This is a genomic window from Novosphingobium sp. BL-S-24 (assembly GCF_055521575.1).
This window is the reverse complement of the sequence record NZ_CM145487.1, coordinates 636,605-655,701: the sequence shown is the minus strand read 5'-3', so window position 1 is coordinate 655,701 and position 19,097 is coordinate 636,605. Positions and strand designations below refer to the sequence as shown.

Annotated in this window: 13 protein-coding genes and 4 pseudogenes; 10 read left to right on the top strand and 7 right to left on the bottom strand. The window is 57.3% G+C overall.

The features are described from left to right. Positions 1-73: 73 nt before the first annotated feature. The 3 genes and pseudogenes from ACZ1JM_RS02935 to ACZ1JM_RS02925 all read right to left on the bottom strand — a co-directional run. Entirely contained in the window at positions 74-1,318 is a 1,245-nt protein-coding gene (locus ACZ1JM_RS02935) for an MFS transporter (protein WP_465132563.1), read from the bottom strand. Between the two features lie 61 nt (positions 1,319-1,379). Beyond that, positions 1,380-1,730, bottom strand: coding sequence for a hypothetical protein (locus tag ACZ1JM_RS02930; RefSeq protein WP_465132590.1), 351 nt, complete (start codon positions 1,728-1,730; stop codon positions 1,380-1,382). 28 nt (positions 1,731-1,758) lie between these two features. Beyond that, positions 1,759-2,523, bottom strand: a pseudogene (locus ACZ1JM_RS02925) (MFS transporter); the annotation flags it as partial. 614 nt (positions 2,524-3,137) lie between these two features. On the opposite strand from ACZ1JM_RS02925, the pseudogene cysD reads away from it, so the two are divergent. The 3 genes and pseudogenes from cysD to ACZ1JM_RS02910 all read left to right on the top strand — a co-directional run bounded on the left by cysD (position 3,138) and on the right by ACZ1JM_RS02910 (position 5,747). Next, positions 3,138-4,040: pseudogene (cysD, locus tag ACZ1JM_RS02920) on the top strand (sulfate adenylyltransferase subunit CysD). Between the two features lie 201 nt (positions 4,041-4,241). Beyond that, positions 4,242-5,197, top strand: a pseudogene (locus ACZ1JM_RS02915) (sulfate adenylyltransferase subunit 1); the annotation flags it as partial. A 271-nt stretch (positions 5,198-5,468) separates the two neighbouring features. Beyond that, the gene (locus ACZ1JM_RS02910; protein ID WP_465131648.1) at positions 5,469-5,747 is read left to right on the top strand and encodes an abortive infection family protein; all 279 of its coding nucleotides are present in this window, start codon (positions 5,469-5,471) and stop codon (positions 5,745-5,747) included. A gap of 395 nt (positions 5,748-6,142) precedes the next feature. On the opposite strand, the gene ACZ1JM_RS02905 is transcribed toward ACZ1JM_RS02910, so the two are convergent. From ACZ1JM_RS02905 to ACZ1JM_RS02890, 4 genes and pseudogenes are all read right to left on the bottom strand, one after another. After that, complete coding sequence (locus ACZ1JM_RS02905; RefSeq protein WP_465131647.1) at positions 6,143-7,519, bottom strand: transposase; 1,377 nt, start codon at positions 7,517-7,519, stop codon at positions 6,143-6,145. A gap of 165 nt (positions 7,520-7,684) precedes the next feature. Then, positions 7,685-8,137: an NfeD family protein gene (locus tag ACZ1JM_RS02900; protein ID WP_465131646.1), complete on the bottom strand. Its 453-nt coding sequence runs from the start codon at positions 8,135-8,137 to the stop codon at positions 7,685-7,687. Positions 8,138-8,159: 22 nt separating this feature from the next. Then, positions 8,160-9,140: an SPFH domain-containing protein gene (locus ACZ1JM_RS02895; RefSeq protein ID WP_465131645.1), complete on the bottom strand. Its 981-nt coding sequence runs from the start codon at positions 9,138-9,140 to the stop codon at positions 8,160-8,162. Positions 9,141-9,458: 318 nt separating this feature from the next. Next, positions 9,459-9,751: pseudogene (locus tag ACZ1JM_RS02890) on the bottom strand (formylglycine-generating enzyme family protein); the annotation flags it as partial. A 14-nt stretch (positions 9,752-9,765) separates the two neighbouring features. On the opposite strand from ACZ1JM_RS02890, the gene ACZ1JM_RS02885 reads away from it, so the two are divergent. The 7 genes from ACZ1JM_RS02885 (at position 9,766) to ACZ1JM_RS02855 (ending at position 19,020) form a co-directional block, all read left to right on the top strand. Then, positions 9,766-10,089 (top strand): hypothetical protein, encoded by a 324-nt coding sequence (locus tag ACZ1JM_RS02885; RefSeq protein ID WP_465132589.1) that lies wholly within the window; start codon positions 9,766-9,768, stop codon positions 10,087-10,089. A 1,094-nt stretch (positions 10,090-11,183) separates the two neighbouring features. Continuing rightward, the gene (locus ACZ1JM_RS02880; RefSeq protein WP_465131644.1) at positions 11,184-11,375 is read left to right on the top strand and encodes a hypothetical protein; all 192 of its coding nucleotides are present in this window, start codon (positions 11,184-11,186) and stop codon (positions 11,373-11,375) included. Beyond that, positions 11,372-12,382 carry an alpha/beta hydrolase gene (locus ACZ1JM_RS02875; protein ID WP_465131643.1) on the top strand — a complete coding sequence of 337 codons (1,011 nt, stop codon included), beginning with the start codon at positions 11,372-11,374 and terminating at the stop codon, positions 12,380-12,382. Before ACZ1JM_RS02880 ends, ACZ1JM_RS02875 begins: the two co-directional genes overlap by 4 nt. A 260-nt stretch (positions 12,383-12,642) precedes the next feature. After that, positions 12,643-13,869 carry a serine hydrolase domain-containing protein gene (locus tag ACZ1JM_RS02870; protein ID WP_465131642.1) on the top strand — a complete coding sequence of 409 codons (1,227 nt, stop codon included), beginning with the start codon at positions 12,643-12,645 and terminating at the stop codon, positions 13,867-13,869. 226 nt (positions 13,870-14,095) lie between these two features. Beyond that, positions 14,096-16,678 carry a TonB-dependent receptor gene (locus tag ACZ1JM_RS02865; RefSeq protein ID WP_465131641.1) on the top strand — a complete coding sequence of 861 codons (2,583 nt, stop codon included), beginning with the start codon at positions 14,096-14,098 and terminating at the stop codon, positions 16,676-16,678. 432 nt (positions 16,679-17,110) lie between these two features. Further along, entirely contained in the window at positions 17,111-18,106 is a 996-nt protein-coding gene (locus ACZ1JM_RS02860) for a DUF1838 family protein (RefSeq protein WP_465131640.1), read from the top strand. A gap of 203 nt (positions 18,107-18,309) precedes the next feature. Next, the gene (locus ACZ1JM_RS02855; protein WP_465131639.1) at positions 18,310-19,020 is read left to right on the top strand and encodes a DUF1838 family protein; all 711 of its coding nucleotides are present in this window, start codon (positions 18,310-18,312) and stop codon (positions 19,018-19,020) included. The last annotated feature ends 77 nt before the right edge of the window (positions 19,021-19,097 follow it).

Below are 19,097 nucleotides of genomic sequence, written 5' to 3'. Positions count from 1 at the left end.
GGCCACCGCTCACACGCTGCACGAATTGCAATGCACCTGTCGTCTTCTCGACAGATAACCTGCTCTGGTGGTTCTAAGTGCGCCGTGTATATCGCCCCAGCAGGACATAACAGAACGAGGCCGCGGCAAAGGCAGCCGCACAGGATAGTAGCGCCAGACGGTAATCGCCGAGCCGGTCATAGGCAAAGCCCAGCAGATTTCCAAAAAGCGCGATCAACAAGCCCGAAATGAACACCCCTGCGCCGAAGACAGATGCATAATCCTCAATCTTGCAATAGCTGCCAATCAGATAAGCTTGAAGTTCGATTTCCGCTCCCTGTGCCAGCCCGAGCGCGAGGACGGCAACAGCACCGCCCATAATCGTCAAGTCACCGCCGGCCAGCAACAGACATCCCGCCGCCGGAGCCAGAGTGAAGATGCAGCCCAACAGAGGGGGCTTGAAGCGATCGAGCAACAATCCACTTAGAATTGCGCCGCCCATTGACGATAAGCCTGCCAAACCGATCAGTCCCGCCGCGTGCCTGCTCTCGATACCAGCGCCTGTCAAAATGGGCAGGATCTGCTGCAGCAGGGCAAAACCTGGCGCAAACGTAAGAGCGGCGGAAAGCCATATCAGCACGATTTGCGGCTTGCGGGCCATGACGAGCCAGTAGCCCATCCCGGGCGGAATATCCCTTTCGAGAGGGTTCCTGCCTTCTTTGTAAAGAGGTGGGTCTCTAGGCACGAAAAACCAGATGACTGGCAGTGCGACGAACAGAATCAATGCCGCTAGTAGCATCATGCCAGCCCGCCAACCGGAGCTGGCGATTACCGCCAAAAGGATCGATGGCATTACCGCCCCGGCAAGTCCCAGGCCAAGACGGTTTAACGACAGTGCCTTGCCGCGTGACTTGTCAAATGCTGCGCTGGTTACGCGGGTAAAGACCATTCCGGACGTGCCGACACCGACAACCATCGTCCAAAGGTAAAGAGCATAAAATAGAGGCAGTGAGCCGTTCATTGCCGCCAGGCCCAGATAGCCGATCGCCGTCCCGACCATCGCTAGAATGATGATGCGACGAACGCCCACATGGTCGGTTAACCGGCCTAGAAACGGGGCGGCAACGGCTATGGCTATATTGCTATTGAACGCAAACGCAACCTGCGTGCGCGACCATCCGAATGTATCCTGCCAAGGCTGGATAAACAGGCTGGATACACCACCCCAAAGGCCGATGCAGCAGCCTGTGCCCACAACCGCTGCTACAAGCGGTCGCCATCCCGAACGCCATTCGCTTCGTGGTAGATCGGAGCTTTCGAGTTCGACCATCACGAGCATGGCCGCCAAGACGCTCGAGAAGAACAGTTTTGTATTGGGACCCTTCGTTGAGTTGGGGTCATCAACTCGCCGCGAGGCGGGGCCGAGTTAGTTGCCGTCCCGCTGCAAGCAAAGCCACTGCCACCATGGCCACACCGAACGCCAAGAACACTCCTAAGAGACCCGCCAGCCCCCGGACCCAAGCGGCTACGAAAGGGAATGCTAGCTGAGCGCCGAACATCACACCGTTGGCGATGCCGATTGCCCGGGCGGCCTGGACGGGCGTATTGAACGCTACCGCCGCCGCATTCAGGTTGGGTCCGAGCAAGGCGACCATCGCGCTCATGCCCGCCACTGCGGCCGTGAAGACGACAACGCTGCCGGTTGAGCCGGCGATCAGCAGCATCCCGCCCATGAGCGCGGCTGCAGCCACGAAGACCCCCCATGATGCCGATCGACTTGTGTACCCTGCCGTATGCTGCCGAAGCTAGAACAGCGGCTGCGGCTCCGATTGTGAGCGGGATGGATGCTAGACGAGTATCGGTCACGCCAAGAGAGGCCAGGTATATCGGTCCATAAAAGGGCGAGAGCATCATGCTCATGCCGGACAGGCCCGCGATGATTAGCGGCCCGACTGTCGGCATGTTCAGGAACGGCTCGCTTGGTGCAGTGGCCTGATCCCCAACGCCGGCGTCGCTTCGGCCCAGCACTGTCGGTATGGCCAAGGCCAGCGGCACCACGAACAAAGCGGACAGATGCACGAGAAACGCGAGTCGCCATCCGTAATGCCCGAGTAAGTCAACCACGGGAAAGAGGACGACCGCAGCGAGACCGCCAACGACCGCGAACCATCTAAACAAGTTCGCGCGGGTGGCTTCGAGCTGCGCGCCGATACCGGCAAGCGCTTCGGTGAAGATGGCCGATGTCGCCAGACCTACGATAACCCGCGAGCCCACGATCAGCCACAGATTGTCGAGAACCACAGGCAGAGTGCCGGAGAGGAGGAGCGCTGGCATCACAACGCGTCGACAGCCTATCCGTCCTAAGAGGGCACCCCAGAACGGCGCACCGACCGCGAAAGCGAAACCCGCCACTGCGCCGATCATTTGGGTCAGCAACACAGCGTGCGCTGTTTGGGCGAAGGTGCGGCCGATCTGTGGCAGGACCAGTCCGGGGGAGAAGAGTTCGATCGTGACGAACAGGCCACAAGCCAGCAATGCCGCCATTGCCATGCGCCCGACTGCCCCTTGCACTGCAAGACGTCTCGTGTCCGTCATTCGCCCGGCCTCTTGTAAGTGTCGCATTCCATCATCGCTATAGTGAAACATGCCTCCAGCATCGCATTTCAAGCATCGGGACCACCGAGACGCACGGCATAGGCACCTGGTGTGCTCAAGACCGTCCCTTTCGTTCTTTCGTTGAACCTACGCTATCCGCGGCATCCGGCAGGCTCAAGGCAAATTCTGCATGGCGTTCAAGAAACACAGCGAAGCGCCCCGCATAAAGATGCAGACTGACGCCGGGCACCGGCAAACATCCGTATGCAGCCGCATAGGAGCTTGCAGTTAGAGAGAGATGTGCGGATACTTGTCACTAGTGCAGATGAACACGGACTTGTCAGGCGGTAGCCGAACAGCTTGCCGCGCTAGGACACAGAGATGGCATCGCTATCCTGCGAAAACCAAGTGCAGTTAGCATAGTGGAAAATTGAGGGCAGCTAGCCCCCATCGTAGTTTTTTAGCAGCACATAATTTCTTTGCATGAAGCTCCCAAATGGGAGGTTAATGCCGACATGATGTTGTTGATTAGTACTTAAGCCAAAAAAAGTCGGAGAGGGAAAATGACAACACTCACGCATCTTGATCGGCTTGAAGCCTAAGCGATCCATGATTCTTCGCGAGGTTGTCGCCGAAGCTGAGAAGCCGGTGATGATGTACTCGTTGGGCAAGGACAGCGCGGTGATGCTGCACCTTGCGCGCAAGGCGTTCTATCCCTCCCCACCGCCGTGCCCGCTGCTCCATGTCGACACGACCTTGAAGTTCCAGGAGATGTACAAGCTGCGCGACAAGATGGCGCGCGACAGCGGCATGGAACTGATCGTCTACCAGAACCCCGAAGCCAAGGAGAAGGGCATCAACCCCTTCGACCACGGCGCGCTCCACACCGACATGTGGAAGACCGAAGGGCTCAAGCAGGCGCTCGACAAGTACGGCTTCGACGCTGCGTTCGGCGGTGCCCACCGCGACGAGGAGAAGAGCCGCGCCAAGGAGCGCATCTTCTCGTTCCGCACCACGTCGCACGGCTGGGACCCCAAGAACCAGCGCCCCGAGCTGTGGAACCTCTACAACGCGCGCAAGGCGAAGGGGGAGTCGATCCGCGTGTTCCCGATCTCGAACTGGACCGAGCTCGACATCTGGCAGTACATTCACCTCAACGACATCCCTATTGTGCCGCTCTACTTCGCGGACAAACACCCGACGGTGGAGCATGACGGCATGCTGCTGATAGTCGATGACGACCGCTTCCCGCTGCGCGAGGGCGAAGTGCCGGTCGAGCGCTCGATCCGCTTCCGCACGCTGGGCTGCTACCCGCTGACCGGCGCGGTGGAGAGCACCGCCTAGACCCTGCCCGAGGTGATCCAGGAGACGCTCTGACCACAACCTCGGAACGCCAGGGGCGCGCCATCGACAAGGATGCTGGCGGCGCCGGCATGGAAGTGAAGAAGCAGCAGGGGTATTTTTGAGGCTGGGCCTCAAACACCTTCGTAACTGAACAACAATTCTCGCGAACAACGAGCCTCGGAACACCACACCTCGTCGTTCCCGCGAAAGCGAGAATCCATCTCCAGGTCTTTCCTGTGACGTAACGTCAGGAGATGAATCCCCGCTTTCGCGGGGATGACGAAGGAAGGGTGGAGAGGGTGACGCGAAAAGGGAGAACTCCCATGGCTGACCAAGACACTAAAGACGCCGTCTACGTCACCGACAGCCTGATCTCCGAGGACATCGACTTCGCGCTGCTGGTCGACGGTCTGGCCGCCGAGCGCAAGCAGGGCATCACCATCGACGTCGCCTATCGCTTCTTCAACACCGAGAAGCGCAAGTGCATCGTCGCCGACTGCCCGGGCCACGAGCAGTACACCCGCAACATGGTCACCGGCGCCTCGACCGCCGACCTCGCGGTGATCCTGATCGACGCGCGCAAGGGAGTGCTGGTGCAGAGCGCCAGCACTCGTACCTGTGCCACCTGATCGGCATCAAGAACATCGTCCTGGCCGTGAACAAGATGGACCTGGTCGATTACGATCACGCCGTGTTTGACGGCATCTTCAAGGATTATACCGAGTTCGCGCACTCGATCGGGATCGACACGTTCACCGCGCTGCCGATTTCGGGATTCAAGGGTGACAACATCACCACGAAGTCGGAGAATACACCCTCGTACTCCGGCCCGACGCTGATCGAGCATCTCGAGACGGTCGAAGTGCTCAGCTCGGTCGATGCCGACAAGCCGTTTCGCCTGCCGGTGCAGTGGGTCAATCGCCCCAACCTCGACTTCCGCAGCTTCTCGGGCCTGATCGCAAGGGGTTCGGTAAAGCCGGGTGACAAGATCCGCGTGCTGCCTTCGGGCAAGACCAGCACCATTACGCGCATCGTCACCATGCCTGGCGCGAACAGTGTCGAGGGCGATGGCGATCTCGAAGAAGCCACAGCCGACCAGTCGATCACCGTCACCTTCGCCGACAAGATCGATTGCTCGCGCGGCTCGGTGATCTCCACCGCCGACAATCCGCCGCAGACCGCCGACCAGTTCGAAGCGACCTTTGTGTGGCTGGCCGACGAGGCAATGACCGCAGGGCGCGCCTACTGGCTCAAGCTGGGGACGCAGCAGGTCTCGGCCAAGGGTGCGCTCGATAAGCTGATCGAGATCATCGAAAAGCCTGTGAGGCGGCTCCGGCTTTTCATTCCGACAGCGCCTCAGGCAATCGACATATTCCGGTCCGAGGTTATGACGAGGGATGAGGTCGAGGGTCTTTTCGTCGTTGATGTCGATACCTTCGGTGAAATGAATCCGGCGATGGGAGTCGCGTATTTCGCTTTTTACTTCACCCATATTGCGCAGTTTCACGTTGCCCGACCTGACTAAGCTTTTGACGAAGGAGCTGCGTCTGGTGCCTGAGGGTATATCCGATGAAGCCAAGGGCGTGGAGACGATCCGGCTTCTGCTCCGGAACCTGACCACTATCACCCACTATCTTTTCGAGCTGAGAAGCCTGTATGGATTCGGGCATGGTCGTGACGGACGTCACCGTGGCCTTGAGCCGCGTCATGCCCGTCTGGCCGTTGGCGCTGCGGTGGCCTTCATCGATTTCGTCTCGGAGACCTATCACTCGCGCATCCTCACTGGCGATGAGACGGAGACCGATCGCCGGACGCGTGCACGCCCCTAAACGCAGGTTCTGGGTAGGATTGGAGCGCGGAACTTCCACCATCTGCACTCCCGCATGATGCAGGCGGTCATGACAGCTCATACATCAGACTCCAATTCCGGCTTCACCTCGCGGTGTCCCAGGGAAAGGTGTGCTCGTATGCCTTCGCGGGGTTCTTCCCGATGGCGGCAGCGATATCCGGAAGGGCGGCGAACGTCCGCTCAGCTCCTCGACCTTGGCGACGGCATAGGTAATCGGATTGTTGCCTTCGGAGGTCGCTATTCGGTTTGCTATGGGGAGCAGCCGCTTTCATCGGAGGTTGGCGGCAATTCAGAGAATGGCGTAATTTGGCCGATAGCGTTGAAAAAGTCCGGGATTGTCGTTCGCTGATATTGAAGTGAGGCTGGGCGCCCGCCTCATGCGGGACTAGTTGCTGGATAGATCGGTACGAGCTTTGCCAGTTTACGGAGGTTTTGTGCCGTGGCTGCCAGGAGGAACTCGTCTTTTGCACCATTTGGTCCTCGCAGGCGCAAGCGATCGAGCTTGAGGATGCGTTTGAGGTGGGCGAACAGCATCTCAACCTTTTTCCGTTCGCGGCGGGAGGTGACATAGGCGTCGGTTTTGGACAAATCTCTTGCCAGATCCCGTGCCCCCTCGTGGATTGATCGGATCACTTTTCGGTTGGGCTGACCTGGGCAGCATTGCAGCTTGAGAGCGCAGGCATCGCAGTCATGTTTACTGGCGCGGTAGCGGATGAACCCGTCCTGATCGACGTCAGGCGGTGGGATCGCATAGTTCTTGCGGCGCGGGAACAACTCTTTGCCGCCGGGACATACATAAAGATCATTTTGATGGTCGTAGCGGAACTCAGTGCGTTGGTAGCTTCCAGTCCGGCGGCCCGCATGATCGAAAATGGGAATATGCGGTTCGATGCCACGCTCATGGACAAGCCAGGCGATATTGGCGGCATCGCCATAACCAGTATCGGCGGCCAGGCGCCGTGGCCAAATGCCAAAGCGCTCCTGCGTCCTATCGATCATCGTTCGCTGCGCCGTCACCTCGGCGGGGCGAATGGCGGTGGTGGCTTCAACATCAACAATTACGGCGTTTTCTAAATCGATGAGATAATTGGTGCTGTAAGCGAAGAAGGCTTGTCCGCCATGAGCGCTTGTCCAGCGCGCTGCAGGATCGGCAGGTGACAGATATTTGGGCGTGACGGGCGATGCCGCGCCGAACGCTGCCGCATCGAGCACCTCCAGATACTCCCGGGCTGCATGGTTGCCGATGTCCGGGGGCAAGCCTTCCTCGCCGGGCACACCTCGCTGGCGGTTCGCGTCGGCCTTGATCAGGCTGGCGTCGACGGCAAAGCCCTCGCCACCGACCAATCCCTCCTCGATACAGCGCGTGACCGTCATCTCAAACAGGTTCCGCAACAGATCGCTATCCCGAAAGCGGCCGTGGCGGTTCTTGGAGAACGTCGAATGATCCGGCACCGCTCCGTCAAGGCCGAGGCGGCAAAACCAGCGATAGGCAAGATTAAGATGCACTTCCTCGCACAGGCGCCGCTCTGACCGGATGCCAAGGCAATAGCCAATGAGCAGCATCCGGATCATGAGGTCGGGATCGATCGAAGGGCGGCCAGTCTCGCTATAAAATGGTCGCAGTTTCTCCCGGATACCGTTCGGGTCCACAAAGCGTTCTACGGCCCGCAGCAGGTGACTTTGCGGCACATGGTCCTCTAGGCTGAAGCTGTAAAACAGCGCCTCTTGCATCACCGTTCGAGCACCCATCATCAGCCTGTCTCCCAACGACAGGCCCAGTGAATCAGGACTTTGCCACTACTGCAAGGCTGAGTTTTTCAACACTATCGGCCGCCAGCTGCCGTAACCAGACCGTCCGCACCTGGGATCGGGATATGGAGTCTGAATGACCACATTGGGTTGATGGCCAACCGGCTACTAATCCATTATTCCTGTCACCAACAATACCGTTCCTTCCGCGCCCACTATGCGCACCTTGGTGCCGACCGCCGCATCTTCGCCATGTGCGGACCAGACGCTGTCGCCGACTTTGACTCGGCCTTCGCCGGCCTCGATCGCTTCGACGACGAGCACTGTGTTGCCCACGAGACGGGCAGTACGGTCGTTGAGCGCCGGGTCGCTGCTGGGGACGGGATGGTCGATATACCAGCGCCGGCCGCCCCAGACGCTAGCCAAGCACAGTAGCCCAAAGATCAATATCTGCGCAGGAATGCCTATCGGAAGGAGGAGAGCCGCAAGGCCAGTGACTGCGGCCGCGAGAGCGATCCAGATGAGGAACACACCAGGCATCGCAATTTCCAACATGCCAAGCAGGGCGGCGAAGATCAGCCACCACCAATGATCCTGAAGCGCGTCGAGGAAGGCGGTCATATATGGAGTCCGGGTTCTGACATCATTCCTGGCTATGCCCAAACGGCGAGCGACGGCTTGGTTGGGTGGAGGAAGCTCCGTTGTTGTTGCCCGAGCCTTCTGTCAGCGCATCCTTTGCCAGTTGGCCGATGCCGCCCAGCGTGCCGATGAGTTGCGTCGCCTCCACCGGGAACAGGATGGTCTTCGCGTTAGGGCTGGTCGCGAACTGGCTGACAGCTTCGGTATATTTCTGAGCGATGAAGTAATTGAGCGCCTGCGAATTGCCGGCCGCGATCGCTTCGGAGACCATCTGAGTTGCCTTTGCCTCGGCCTCCGCCTCACGCTCGCGCGCTTCGGCATCGCGGAACGCGGCTTCGCGTCGACCTTCGGCTTCCAGGATCTGACTCTGCTTCTGACCCTCCGCCCGGAGGATTTCAGCTGCGCGCGCTCCTTCGGCGTCGAGGATATTGGCCCGCTTCTCGCGCTCCGCCTTCATCTGACGCCCCATGGCGTTGACGATGTCAGCGGGCGGGCGAATGTCTTTTAGCTCCACGCGGGTGATCTTGACGCCCCAACTGCCCGTGGCGTGATCGACCACCGAGAGAAGACGGGCATTGATCTCGTCGCGCTTCGAAAGGGTCTCGTCGAGGTCCATTGATCCCATGACGGTGCGCAGGTTGGTCGTAGCAAGCTGCATGATCGCAACATAAAGTTCGGACACTTCGTAAGCAGCCTTGGCGGCGTCCAGAACCTGGAAAAACACCACGCCGTCGACCGACACCATGGCATTGTCTTTCGTGATGATCTCTTGGCCTGGAATGTCGACCACCTGCTCCATCATGTTGATTTTGCGACCTACGGCGTAAAAGAAGGCAGGGTAAAAATTGAGGCCGGGGCGGGCGACTTCGGTGAAGCGGCCGAAGCGCTCGATCGTGTATTGATACCCCTGTCGTACCACCTTAACACTGACAGCAAGGTAGAGGAGGACAAGGGCGGTGAGCGTTAGCGCGAATGTCGTAAGCATGATATCGTTGGTCCCCCGATAGGTTGCCGATTATGCCCGACGATGGTCGATTAGCAAAGCATTGGTCTAACGCTATGTTGCGGTCCAACGAAAGGGCGATGCGTAAGGATTGCACCGGGACGCAAAAATCCAGATGCTAAGCGACCGCAAAGCATCAACACCGGGAATTAGGATCTGGGACATTTCTGTCGTTCAAGGAAATGGCGATACCAGCAGCTTTCGATTGCGATGCGGCCATTCAGACGGCACATATTAAAGTGCGCGGTCAAATTTCATAGCGCGCTCGACCTTCGCAAATTCTCGATAGCCTTGATCTGATTACACGTCCTGCGCGCAGCGAAAGCCGATGTGCGAAGTGGACGCGTCTGAGGTTTGTGGATGCCTGGCGGAAGGGCGGTATTGATGGCAATAGCTTTCCGCGTACAGATGGGATCCCCCTTTCAGCACTTTCGTGGCGAAGGCCGCCTTAGGTGCATGGCCGGGCGAACAGCAGCGCTTAGCCACAGGGGCGGGCTGCCGGCGGAGTAGTCATCAGCGGTCCATTCCCACACGTTGCCGATCATGTCGGACAGGCCGAAGCCGTTCGCAGAGAAGCTGCCGGCAGGGGAAGTCCCAGGTCCAGTAATTGGGCATCGTCCAGCCTTCCAGTACCAGGTATGAATGGTTGCGGCTAATGAAGTTTCATCTGGCAGGAGACAAGCCGCGGATCGGCGTCGGCACCTACCCCACGTTCTACAAGGCAAACGCCGTGCAGCTGATGAGCTACTCGGCCTTCTACAAAGCGAAGGAGAAGCCAAAGCTCACCGACGAAGCGGCTATCGGTAAGGAAGAGTTCGTCCTTCGCTGGATGGCTTCGCGGACCGGTTTGCTTCAGCAAAGGTGCGCTGATTGGAGAGTTTCGGGTCATGATGGCGCGAGGCCAATCGGCACAGAGTTGGGCGCGATCTAGCTGCGACAGCTTGAAAATGCTCGCTCTGGCACTGATGCGCAACAAACAGGTGGCTATTGGTGCGCGCAAGGTCAGCTAACGGGAACCCGCGTCCCCGCGCCAATGTCCGAGTTGGGGCGTCTGCCGTCAGGCAGCTTTTTTCGCGCCTGCCACCACTACGCAGGACACGATCTGTACCCAACCGGCAGCCGTCAAACGGGCGAAGGGCCAGCTCCAACATCAGCGGACGTTGAAACGGCTGCACCGGAACGGCCCAAGTTGGTCGCGAACCGCCGGTAAGCGGACAGTCCGGAGCTTTGAGTGCGAAATTGGTGCCTGAACGGCGACCAAGGCGCGATTGCTTCCGATTGACGCTACGCATTGGGAAGCGTTAATCGTCACGGTCCGCGCTGGCGGGATGCTCCGACGGGAAGCGCAGTGGATGCTGGCTGATCGGCCTATCACGCCGAATGGTTCAGGGATACGCTTGAGCAAAAGGGCATCGAGCCCTCGTTTCTAGGCCGATAGGCCCTTTCTATGCGCTTCAAATACGATGAGGGGCGCCACCGAATCGAAGTTATGGTCGGCCGTTTCTGGGACTGAAGCCACTTGGCGACGCGATACTATCGCTCCCCTGCTGTCTGTTTCTCGCCACTCGCTTTGGCCGCAATCTATCCTCTTTTGGCGGTTATCGGTGACGCCTGGGTCAATGCTCGGAGTCACTTATTGCGAGGCAAATCAACTTTAGGGGCATTTGGTCAGGCGGAGCAGGCCATTGAAAGTCTCCGCTGTCAGTCGTTGCACGACAGACAGAAAATGCTTCATGTGTCATGGGTGCCATCTTAAGAAAGGCTTAGGATGGGCCTTCGCCCGAGTTCTGAACTGAAATGTCTTGCATTTTAAGATACAGCTAACCGGTCGCGGGATAATTAATCCGCAGAACGGATAAGTGAACCACAAGACTGTTCGGTACCGTAGGCGTTTTGTCACATAACAGTTCGATTGTATGAGACCGGCTGCTCGCCCAACTCTCATCATGCATAGGCTGAACGAGCGTGCTTCGTTCTTGGGAAGTAGCCATTTGCAACTGGGTGCTCGTGATATGAGCATTGTCGATGGCTAGTACGCCTTTCGTGCTTGAGGCGGTGACGCAGAAAGGAGATGTCGCAATGTTTGCTTCGACGGCAATGGTCAGATTGCAGCGGCGGTGTGATTTCCTGGTATTCAACAATCTGCCTCAGTACTGTGTTGCCAAGCGCGTGTTCGGCACGCTGGCTGACATCAATGTAAGGTTGATAGAAGTATGAAGCGTTTAGCTCTAGCACTTGTTGCGCTTTTTTCGCTCGGCAATGCTCCTCATGAAAATCCGATAGGTGCTTCTCCAGCCATGCGCGAGCTCATTCCGGTAAAAATATGGCCAGGGATTCCTCCTCTTGATCCTGATTGGCCGGGTGCGGTTCCTAGCCCGGTTGTCGAGCGAACCGAAGCCGAGCCGGACAATCGCTGGTCAGAAAGAATGTGGAACATTACTACTCCGACGTATCAGCCATTTCTGCCTGCTGCTGGAACGGCCAATGGTGCAGCCGTTATCGTCGCTCCGGGCGGCGGTTTTTATTCGCTTTCGATCGAAAAGGATGGACGCGCTGTTGCACGCTGGCTTGCCGATCGCGGGATTGCAGCCTTCGTTTTGCGCTATCGTACAATGCAGCGCCTTCCAAATGAAAGCGAGCTGGCAATGCGCGCACGGATCAATGCTAACCGCCGTTTCAGCGATGCGCAAAAGGGGGATCCTGCCGTGGCTGATGGCATTCAAGCACTGAAGGTCATTAGGGCGCGTGCAGGTGAATACGGAATTGATCCACTTCGTGTCGGCGTGGTCGGCTTTTCCGCAGGTGGGCACGTTGCGGGAATGATGGCGCTGCAAGCCGATCCAAAGGTACGCCCCAACTTTGCCGGCTTGATCTATGGCATGCCATTTGCGGAAACACTGCCCGCTTTACCAACTGCGAACTTGCCCTATCCCCCCGGTACGCCTGTCGAACCGTGGTTGCGCCCGGCGGCTACCCCCGCACCCGGACGCCTACCACCCTTTTTTATGGCAATGGCGCAGGACGATTATGCCGTCGGCAAAGGCTTCCGACAGTTTTACGACACGCTTTTTAATGCCGAATATCGACCTGAAATGCACCTTTACGCTAAGGGAGGTCATAGCTTTGGAATGGAGCCCCATGGGGATACTACCGACCTGTGGATCGAACAATTTTACGCATGGATCCGGTCCGAGGGCCTGCTTAGCAAAGTTCGGGGGAAGTGAAAGCGACGGTACTTGCTGTCTGATTGTTTGTCTGAGACAGCAATCTCGGGAGGGCTATCCCGGGTAGGATGTATCGCAGCGATGCTATAACGATAGAATACCGTTTCGATATGCCTCCATCGCCCTCGCAACGTTGCACTATGGTAATACAAGCGGCGGGTGCTTTGTTTCATTTTAGAGGGGTGTGCAGAACAATCCGACTGTCGAACACTAAAAATCGCTAGAATCGCCTCTCCCATTGATGAGGCATGATAATCTGAATGTGGGAGGCGCTCGTGAAATTTTTATTGGTGTTGAGCTGCGCAGCTTTGGCCTTAGCCGGCGAAGAGGTTGCGATAGCGACAGACATGTCTCCTGACGCGGCGGAAACGCTTTATGATCAGCGCTTCGACCGCGTTTTCAACCCGCCACCCGGTACGACATCGGACAGCTACGCCCCCCTTGCTCCGGTGGCGGGCGCCACACATTGGAAGGCTCTGCCCCGCGAAACGTCTGCAAGTGTGGAGGGAATGGCCGAAGCGCGGGCTTATGCCGCGGCAAACAACAGCTCGGCGTTCATGGTCTGGCACAGAGGCAAGTTGATCGAGCAAAGCTTCTTCGAAGGCGTGCGCGAAAATACACCGATCGTGTCCAAGTCTCTCGCCAAACCTTTAAGTGTGATCGCAGTCGGTCGGGCAATAGCGCTTGGCAAGATCAAATCGCTTGATCAGCCGATGGCGGACTTCCTAACGGAATGGCGTGGCACTCCGAAGGCGGTGATTACCATTCGGCAAGTACTGGGGATGCGATCTGGCCTTCTCCCACAAAGCGCTACGACTGACCCCGCGAACATTCTGAACCGATCGTACCTGCACCCGTTTCATGATCGCATCATCATCGAAGAGTATCCGCTGACCCGGACGCCTGGCAGCCGTTATGATTATTCCAACGCGAATGGCGAGCTGGTAGCGCCCCTGATAGCGCGAGCCACAGGCGTTCCCTATGAAACATGGATAGGCCGCGAAGTTCTATCCCCGATCGGTGCTCGCGGTGGGCAAATCTGGAAGAACCGGCCTGGGGGCACTGCACACTCTGGCTGTTGTGTTCTATTGCCTGCCGAAACCTATCTCCGCTTGGGTATATTGCTTGCCCAGAATGGAAAATGGAATGGCAAGCAGCTCATTTCGGCCGGCTTCGTCAAAGCCATGACCACCGGCACGCCCGAATATCCGCAGGCTGGCCTGGGCGTTTATTTGGCTGAGCCATACGTTGAGCGCCGTGGCCCGGCCAATCCCGACTTGCCGGTAGATAAGACGCTGCAATCACAGCCTTACAAAGCGGCCGACCTTTTCATGTTCGATGGAAACGCAAACCAAGTCGTCTACATCATTCCCTCGCAGCAGATGGTTATTTTACGGGTCGGACGTAATCCGCCACGCAAGCCCGAGTGGGATAATAGCAAGTTGCCGAACCTGCTCCTGAATGGCGCCAAGAGCCCTGAACGTTGACAACCTGAGGCGCTGAGGGGCTCGGTGACCGTAGAGCGATCATAGCCGTTGCGCATAATCATACAGCTTTTGCGGTAACGTAGCTCGTATTCGCTGCGGCCATATCGCAGACGCCAATGAGGGAGAATGGTCGGAGCTTCTACGCGGCTGTTGGTGTGAATTATGTGGGCGATGATTTTCCAACTCAGAACACTCCGTCTAACGAACATTTCAAGGGGGTACAGCGTTGAAAAAATATCAGGATCTTCGAATTGCGAAGGCATCGTTACTGGCCATAGTCTGCGCGGCGGCGGCACCACAGGTTACTCATGCGCAGGACAGTGCACCAACCACGCAGGACGCCGTTGACGGCAGCGAAACAGCACCTGGGGAAATTGTCGTCACCGCTCGGTTGCGTAAAGAAAGCGTGCAGACTGTGCCAATCTCGATCGTGGCGCTGACGGCGACCGATCTGGCTGAGCGTAACATCAGTAACTTGAACGATCTGTCGAACAATACTCCGGGCGTTGCGATCACCAGTATCGCCGGCGGTACTCTCACTAATATTTATATTCGTGGTCAGGCGCCTGCCAACACCACCAATGACCTTAACGTCGAATCGAATGTCGGCGTCTTCATCGACGGCATATATCAAACTAGCCGTAACACGATCGACATCATCTCGGTGCTCGATGTTGGGCAAATCGAGATCGCTAAGGGGCCGCAAAGTGCGTTATTCGGACGCTCGACTTTCGCTGGCGCCATGTCGATTTCCACTCGTCAACCTTCCGACCGACTGGAAGCAAATGTCCAGGGAACAGTCGGCATGTATGAGGACTATCGCATTCGAGGGTCGGTCTCGATACCGATTAGCGACACCCTGTCCCTCCGTGTAGGCGGCGGCTATCTGACATACGACGGTTTCGGGAAAAATTCGGCCGATCGGAACGACCGGCTTGGCGGGACCGAGAAGTATGCGGGAACAGCGTCGCTCGAATATCGCCCTACAGACAAATTTACGGCTCGGCTCTCGGGCTTCTTCGCGCACTCAGCTTCCGAAGCATCAGCCGCCACCGGCTTGCCGCTCAGCGCGTTCAACTGCGGCGCGTTAAACGCTGCAACCGGACTCCGGACGGTATACTGCGGTCAACTGCGGGCTAACAAAACGAGTTCGATTTCTGCGGATATCCCCGACACAGTGGCTAAATCGCGGCAGGTCTCTTTGAATATGAGCTGGCGTCGCAGTGGTATCGTTGCCACCAGTGTCACAGGCTTCACTGAGGCAGAGAACCGCAGCTATAATGACTATGATTTGTTAGCAGACGGTGCGTTGCTTGGCGTTTGCACGGCTGGCGCAAGTTGCTTCCCAGCCGGTGTTTATACCAGATCCCAAAGAGCCAATCTCGTAACCTCTGGGCGAGAGCGCGTTCGCACCTTCAGCCAGGAAGTTCGAATCCAGTCGGACAGCCCGTCCCCGTTCCAGTGGATCTTCGGCGGTAGCTATTTCAACTCGCGCATCCCGCTGGCCGCGCTAGGTCTTTCGGCCGATCGCACCGGCTTAGCCCCCAACGAGCGTTTTGTGCAGATCCCTCAGGTGGGTACACCCCCGCTTACAGGTGTCGGGGCTTACGATTTCAGCACCAATCCATTCCTGTCCACCGGGCCGCGTGATACCGTATTCGCTAACTATTCGGATGCCAGTACCAAGACGTTCTCGATATTCGGTTCGCTTAGCTATCGATTGGGAGCGTTGCGCCTTGGCGCCGAAGGCCGCTACAATACCGACCGAAAGGTCGCACAGGTATTCTCAGTCAGCAATCCGCTTAGCGCTCCTGGTATCAATCAGCCGATCAACGGAACGAACGTTCCGGCAGCTGGCGTTTTCCCGGTCAACGGCCCATTGTTTGCACGGTCGTTTTCGAGCTTCGCTCCGCGCTTCACCGTGGACCTGCAGGCTACGTCTGACATTTTCCTCTACGCGACGGCGGCCAAGGGCGTTCGCTCAGGCGGGTTCAACACGGCGAATCCAGTCGGACCGACCGGCATCCTCGCTGATGAGGTAGCCTACGAGGAAGAGACCAACTGGACTTATGAAGGCGGGATCAAGAGCCAATGGTTCGATCGCGCGCTCCTGGTGAACGCCTCCGTTTTCCATACGGACTGGACCAACGCACAAGTGTCCGCCTTCACGCTCAATCCCACCACGGTCAACCCGACGCGGATCGTTCGAAATGCGGGCAATATCAAATCGACAGGTTTTGAAGTTCAAAGCGAGTTGAAACTGGCTGAATACTTTAAAGTCGGCGGAAGTCTTGTGTATTCGAACCCCAAGTTTCAAAAGGGAGCGTATGACGCTTCGATCGTAGGGCAATGCGTGATCGGCACTGGCAGCGCCGCTGTTGCGGCACCGGGCTGTCCTCCGGTCATCCTGGTTACGACGCCCGCCGGTACGCGTGCAGTCACTTCGCTGGAAGGCAACCGGCCTACGCGTTCGGTCAAGCTCTCATGGAACCTCCATGGCGCAGTTGAAGTGCCGCTAAATGAGGAGTGGAGATTTTTCTCTCGCGTTGATGTAAGCCACACCGGCGAGGCGCCTGCCAATCTTGCGAACACCAACTTTTTTGGCGAGCGTACGCTTACCAGTGCGCGGATCGCGGTCGAGAACGACCGGTTCAGTGTCGCTCTGTGGGGTAACAACATCTTTGATGTTCACTACACCGCGAACGCCATCGGTCAGCCCCGTGCTGGCATTCCCTTTGTGTTCTCCGTGCCAGAAATCTATCTGGGCGAAGGACGGAGGGTTGGTATGACTGTGGGTGCCAAGTTCTGACCATCGACGGGCCAGGGAGCGGGAAGCGGCGCCCTGGCCTCGAAGGTTAATCAAAATATTGATACCTCAATAAGAAACCTACCGACGTACAATTCCTATCCGAACTAGATAATCAGAATGGGTGCTAGCATTTAGCTAGCGCTTATTTTTATGAGCGTCGATAGACCCTTCGCACCCGCTCGCTTTGCAGGCCCGAACCAGAAAACATTACAAAAACCCTTAGTCGTTCAGGTTTTCAATGGTCGATGAACTTCTTGCAGAAGTTACCAAGTTTCGCGATTACCCTTTGGTCATGTGCGGATGGAAATTTGGCTATGTCCATTTCGCTAATCACTAAACAATCCGTAGTTCGGATAGTGACGGAAGGAGGGATGACTTAGCGTGCATCCGGAAGGCTAACTCCTTCGATTAGCCATTCTCAGGAGATGCTCTTTGAACAACGGGATGACTCGGCGGCAAGGCTTGGGCCTGGCTGGCGCTGCAATCGGAATCGCCGCCGTGCCCGCCGTGGCCGCTGGCACAAAGAGCACGTTTGTGACCAAGTTAGACTTTAAAGATCCAAAGTGGAATCGTGACACTTTCGCGAGGCTCGACGGGGATCTCGATTTTGCCAAAGAGAAGTGTGGCTGGATCAAAGGCAAAGCCTATGGCGTGCGCGAAAACGAGCGCGTCCGACCACTTTTCAGCGTGGAAGGCTTCAGCTTCGCTCGTCTCAAGAAGCTGGAAGATGGCAGCTATCGCAAGTTGCTGCGCGAGGTCGTATTTTATCGCGACATCGATACCGGCGAAATCCTGAAATCGTGGAGAAATCCCTATACCGGCGAAGACGTGAGGGTCGTGCCCATCGCCAACGATCCGTTTAACTTCACCATCAGCGAATATGCGCCGGAGCCGCCGACTTATGGCGGGCTCAACAAGGATAAGCCGCCGCGCAAACCATTCCTGCTGGATTGGAACGAGGATCGTGATGGCAACATAATTCTCAATACCGCCATTGATCTCTTTTACCCCAACGCACTCGATCCGAAGAAATGGGTCCGTGAGTCATCCGGGCCGATGAACCGCGTTTCGGAGTATTTCACGTACTACATGAAGCGCGCCGACGTGTTAAACGCCAGGCTCACCCACATTCCGCATGTCGGCGCCTGGTCGCGGATCACGCCCTGGCTACCGTGGATGCTGATGGGACAGGCGCCAGGACATATCAGCTATGTAACATCGTACGGTTCGGAGCCACTTGGTGAGAAGGGCTTGTCACCCGACATTGTGGCTGCGGCGCGCGCGATGGACGAAAAGTGGTTGCATGCCCCAACCGAGGACTACGGTCCTTCGTACTCCAGCCTTGAGAACTATGCCCGGTTCGAGACGCCGGCAATCGTTCCGCCAGGTTGGACACCACCTCAGCCGCCACGCACTCCGAAAATTTGATCTGGCGTTTACATTGCGGTCTGGCTTGCCGCCATCTGATATCCATAGGGGAATACATGGTAGGAATGGGCCGCCGAGAGGCGTTGGGACTTTTTGGCGGTGGCATGCTAGCGGGAGGCGTTGGCTTGCGGCCGGCTCTGGCCGCACCGAGGAATAGGTTGGACGTTAATAGCGCTAGCGAAAGGCTACATAGCTACATCAGGATGCGTGGCGCGCTCGATGAGCGATTGGTGATCAGCTACATCAGCGGATCGTATTTCGGTGTTGTCGATGCCGAGGTTACTCCGCTGTGGGATGTAATCGGAGCAACATTCGCTCGTTACCGCCATCGCACTGATGGAGGATATGACTGTTTTACCGGCGAGATCGCACATTTCCTGGACCCGAAGACGGGAGAGGCGCCGGGCAAGTTCTACAATCCCTATACCAAAAAGATGGTGACGGATCCACAAACCAACCTTCCACCCACCCGCTTTGCCATTCTGCCCGATCTTACGTTCAAGTTCGCACATATGCCGCCCGGGATGGTGTCTGACCATTACGTGCGCGATCCCGAAGTGCGCGGCGACGACATTTGGTTCAACGAAGTGACCCGAACGACGATGCCGGTACCGGGTGTTACCAAGCCGTTTCATTATGGTGAGGCAGTGACAATGCACGCTAGCGTCAGTGATCTGATGGGATCGGACATGAAACGTGTACCGACCGAATGCAACTTCACTAACTTTGTCGATTGGCGTCCGTGGATGGAAATGGCGGGCCATCCTGGCCATCTGACAGCCGTGGGGTCCGGACGGTTTGGTGTTCAGATGAGCGATTTGCCTGAGAGATGGACCAGAGCTACTCGCGCAAAGTATCCTCATATCTTAGACAACCCAGCTGCGCTTCTCAATAGCGTCTACAAGGCATCTTGACGTTTTTTGACCCGGTGAGGCGACGCCCGAATATTTTAGCGCGTTTGCCATATGCTGCCATCATGTGGGCCATTTGC

Coding starts and splice junctions, on each gene's coding strand:
- ACZ1JM_RS02875 (WP_465131643.1), top strand. CDS start 11,372: ATGAAGCGTTTAGCTCTAGCACTTGTTGCGCTTTTTTCGCTCGGCAAT.
- ACZ1JM_RS02855 (WP_465131639.1), top strand. CDS start 18,310: ATGCGTGGCGCGCTCGATGAGCGATTGGTGATCAGCTACATCAGCGGA.
- ACZ1JM_RS02895 (WP_465131645.1), bottom strand. CDS start 9,140: ATGCTTACGACATTCGCGCTAACGCTCACCGCCCTTGTCCTCCTCTAC.
- ACZ1JM_RS02900 (WP_465131646.1), bottom strand. CDS start 8,137: ATGACCGCCTTCCTCGACGCGCTTCAGGATCATTGGTGGTGGCTGATC.
- ACZ1JM_RS02905 (WP_465131647.1), bottom strand. CDS start 7,519: ATGATGGGTGCTCGAACGGTGATGCAAGAGGCGCTGTTTTACAGCTTC.
- ACZ1JM_RS02935 (WP_465132563.1), bottom strand. CDS start 1,318: ATGCTCGTGATGGTCGAACTCGAAAGCTCCGATCTACCACGAAGCGAA.
- ACZ1JM_RS02880 (WP_465131644.1), top strand. CDS start 11,184: ATGGCTAGTACGCCTTTCGTGCTTGAGGCGGTGACGCAGAAAGGAGAT.
- ACZ1JM_RS02870 (WP_465131642.1), top strand. CDS start 12,643: ATGTGGGAGGCGCTCGTGAAATTTTTATTGGTGTTGAGCTGCGCAGCT.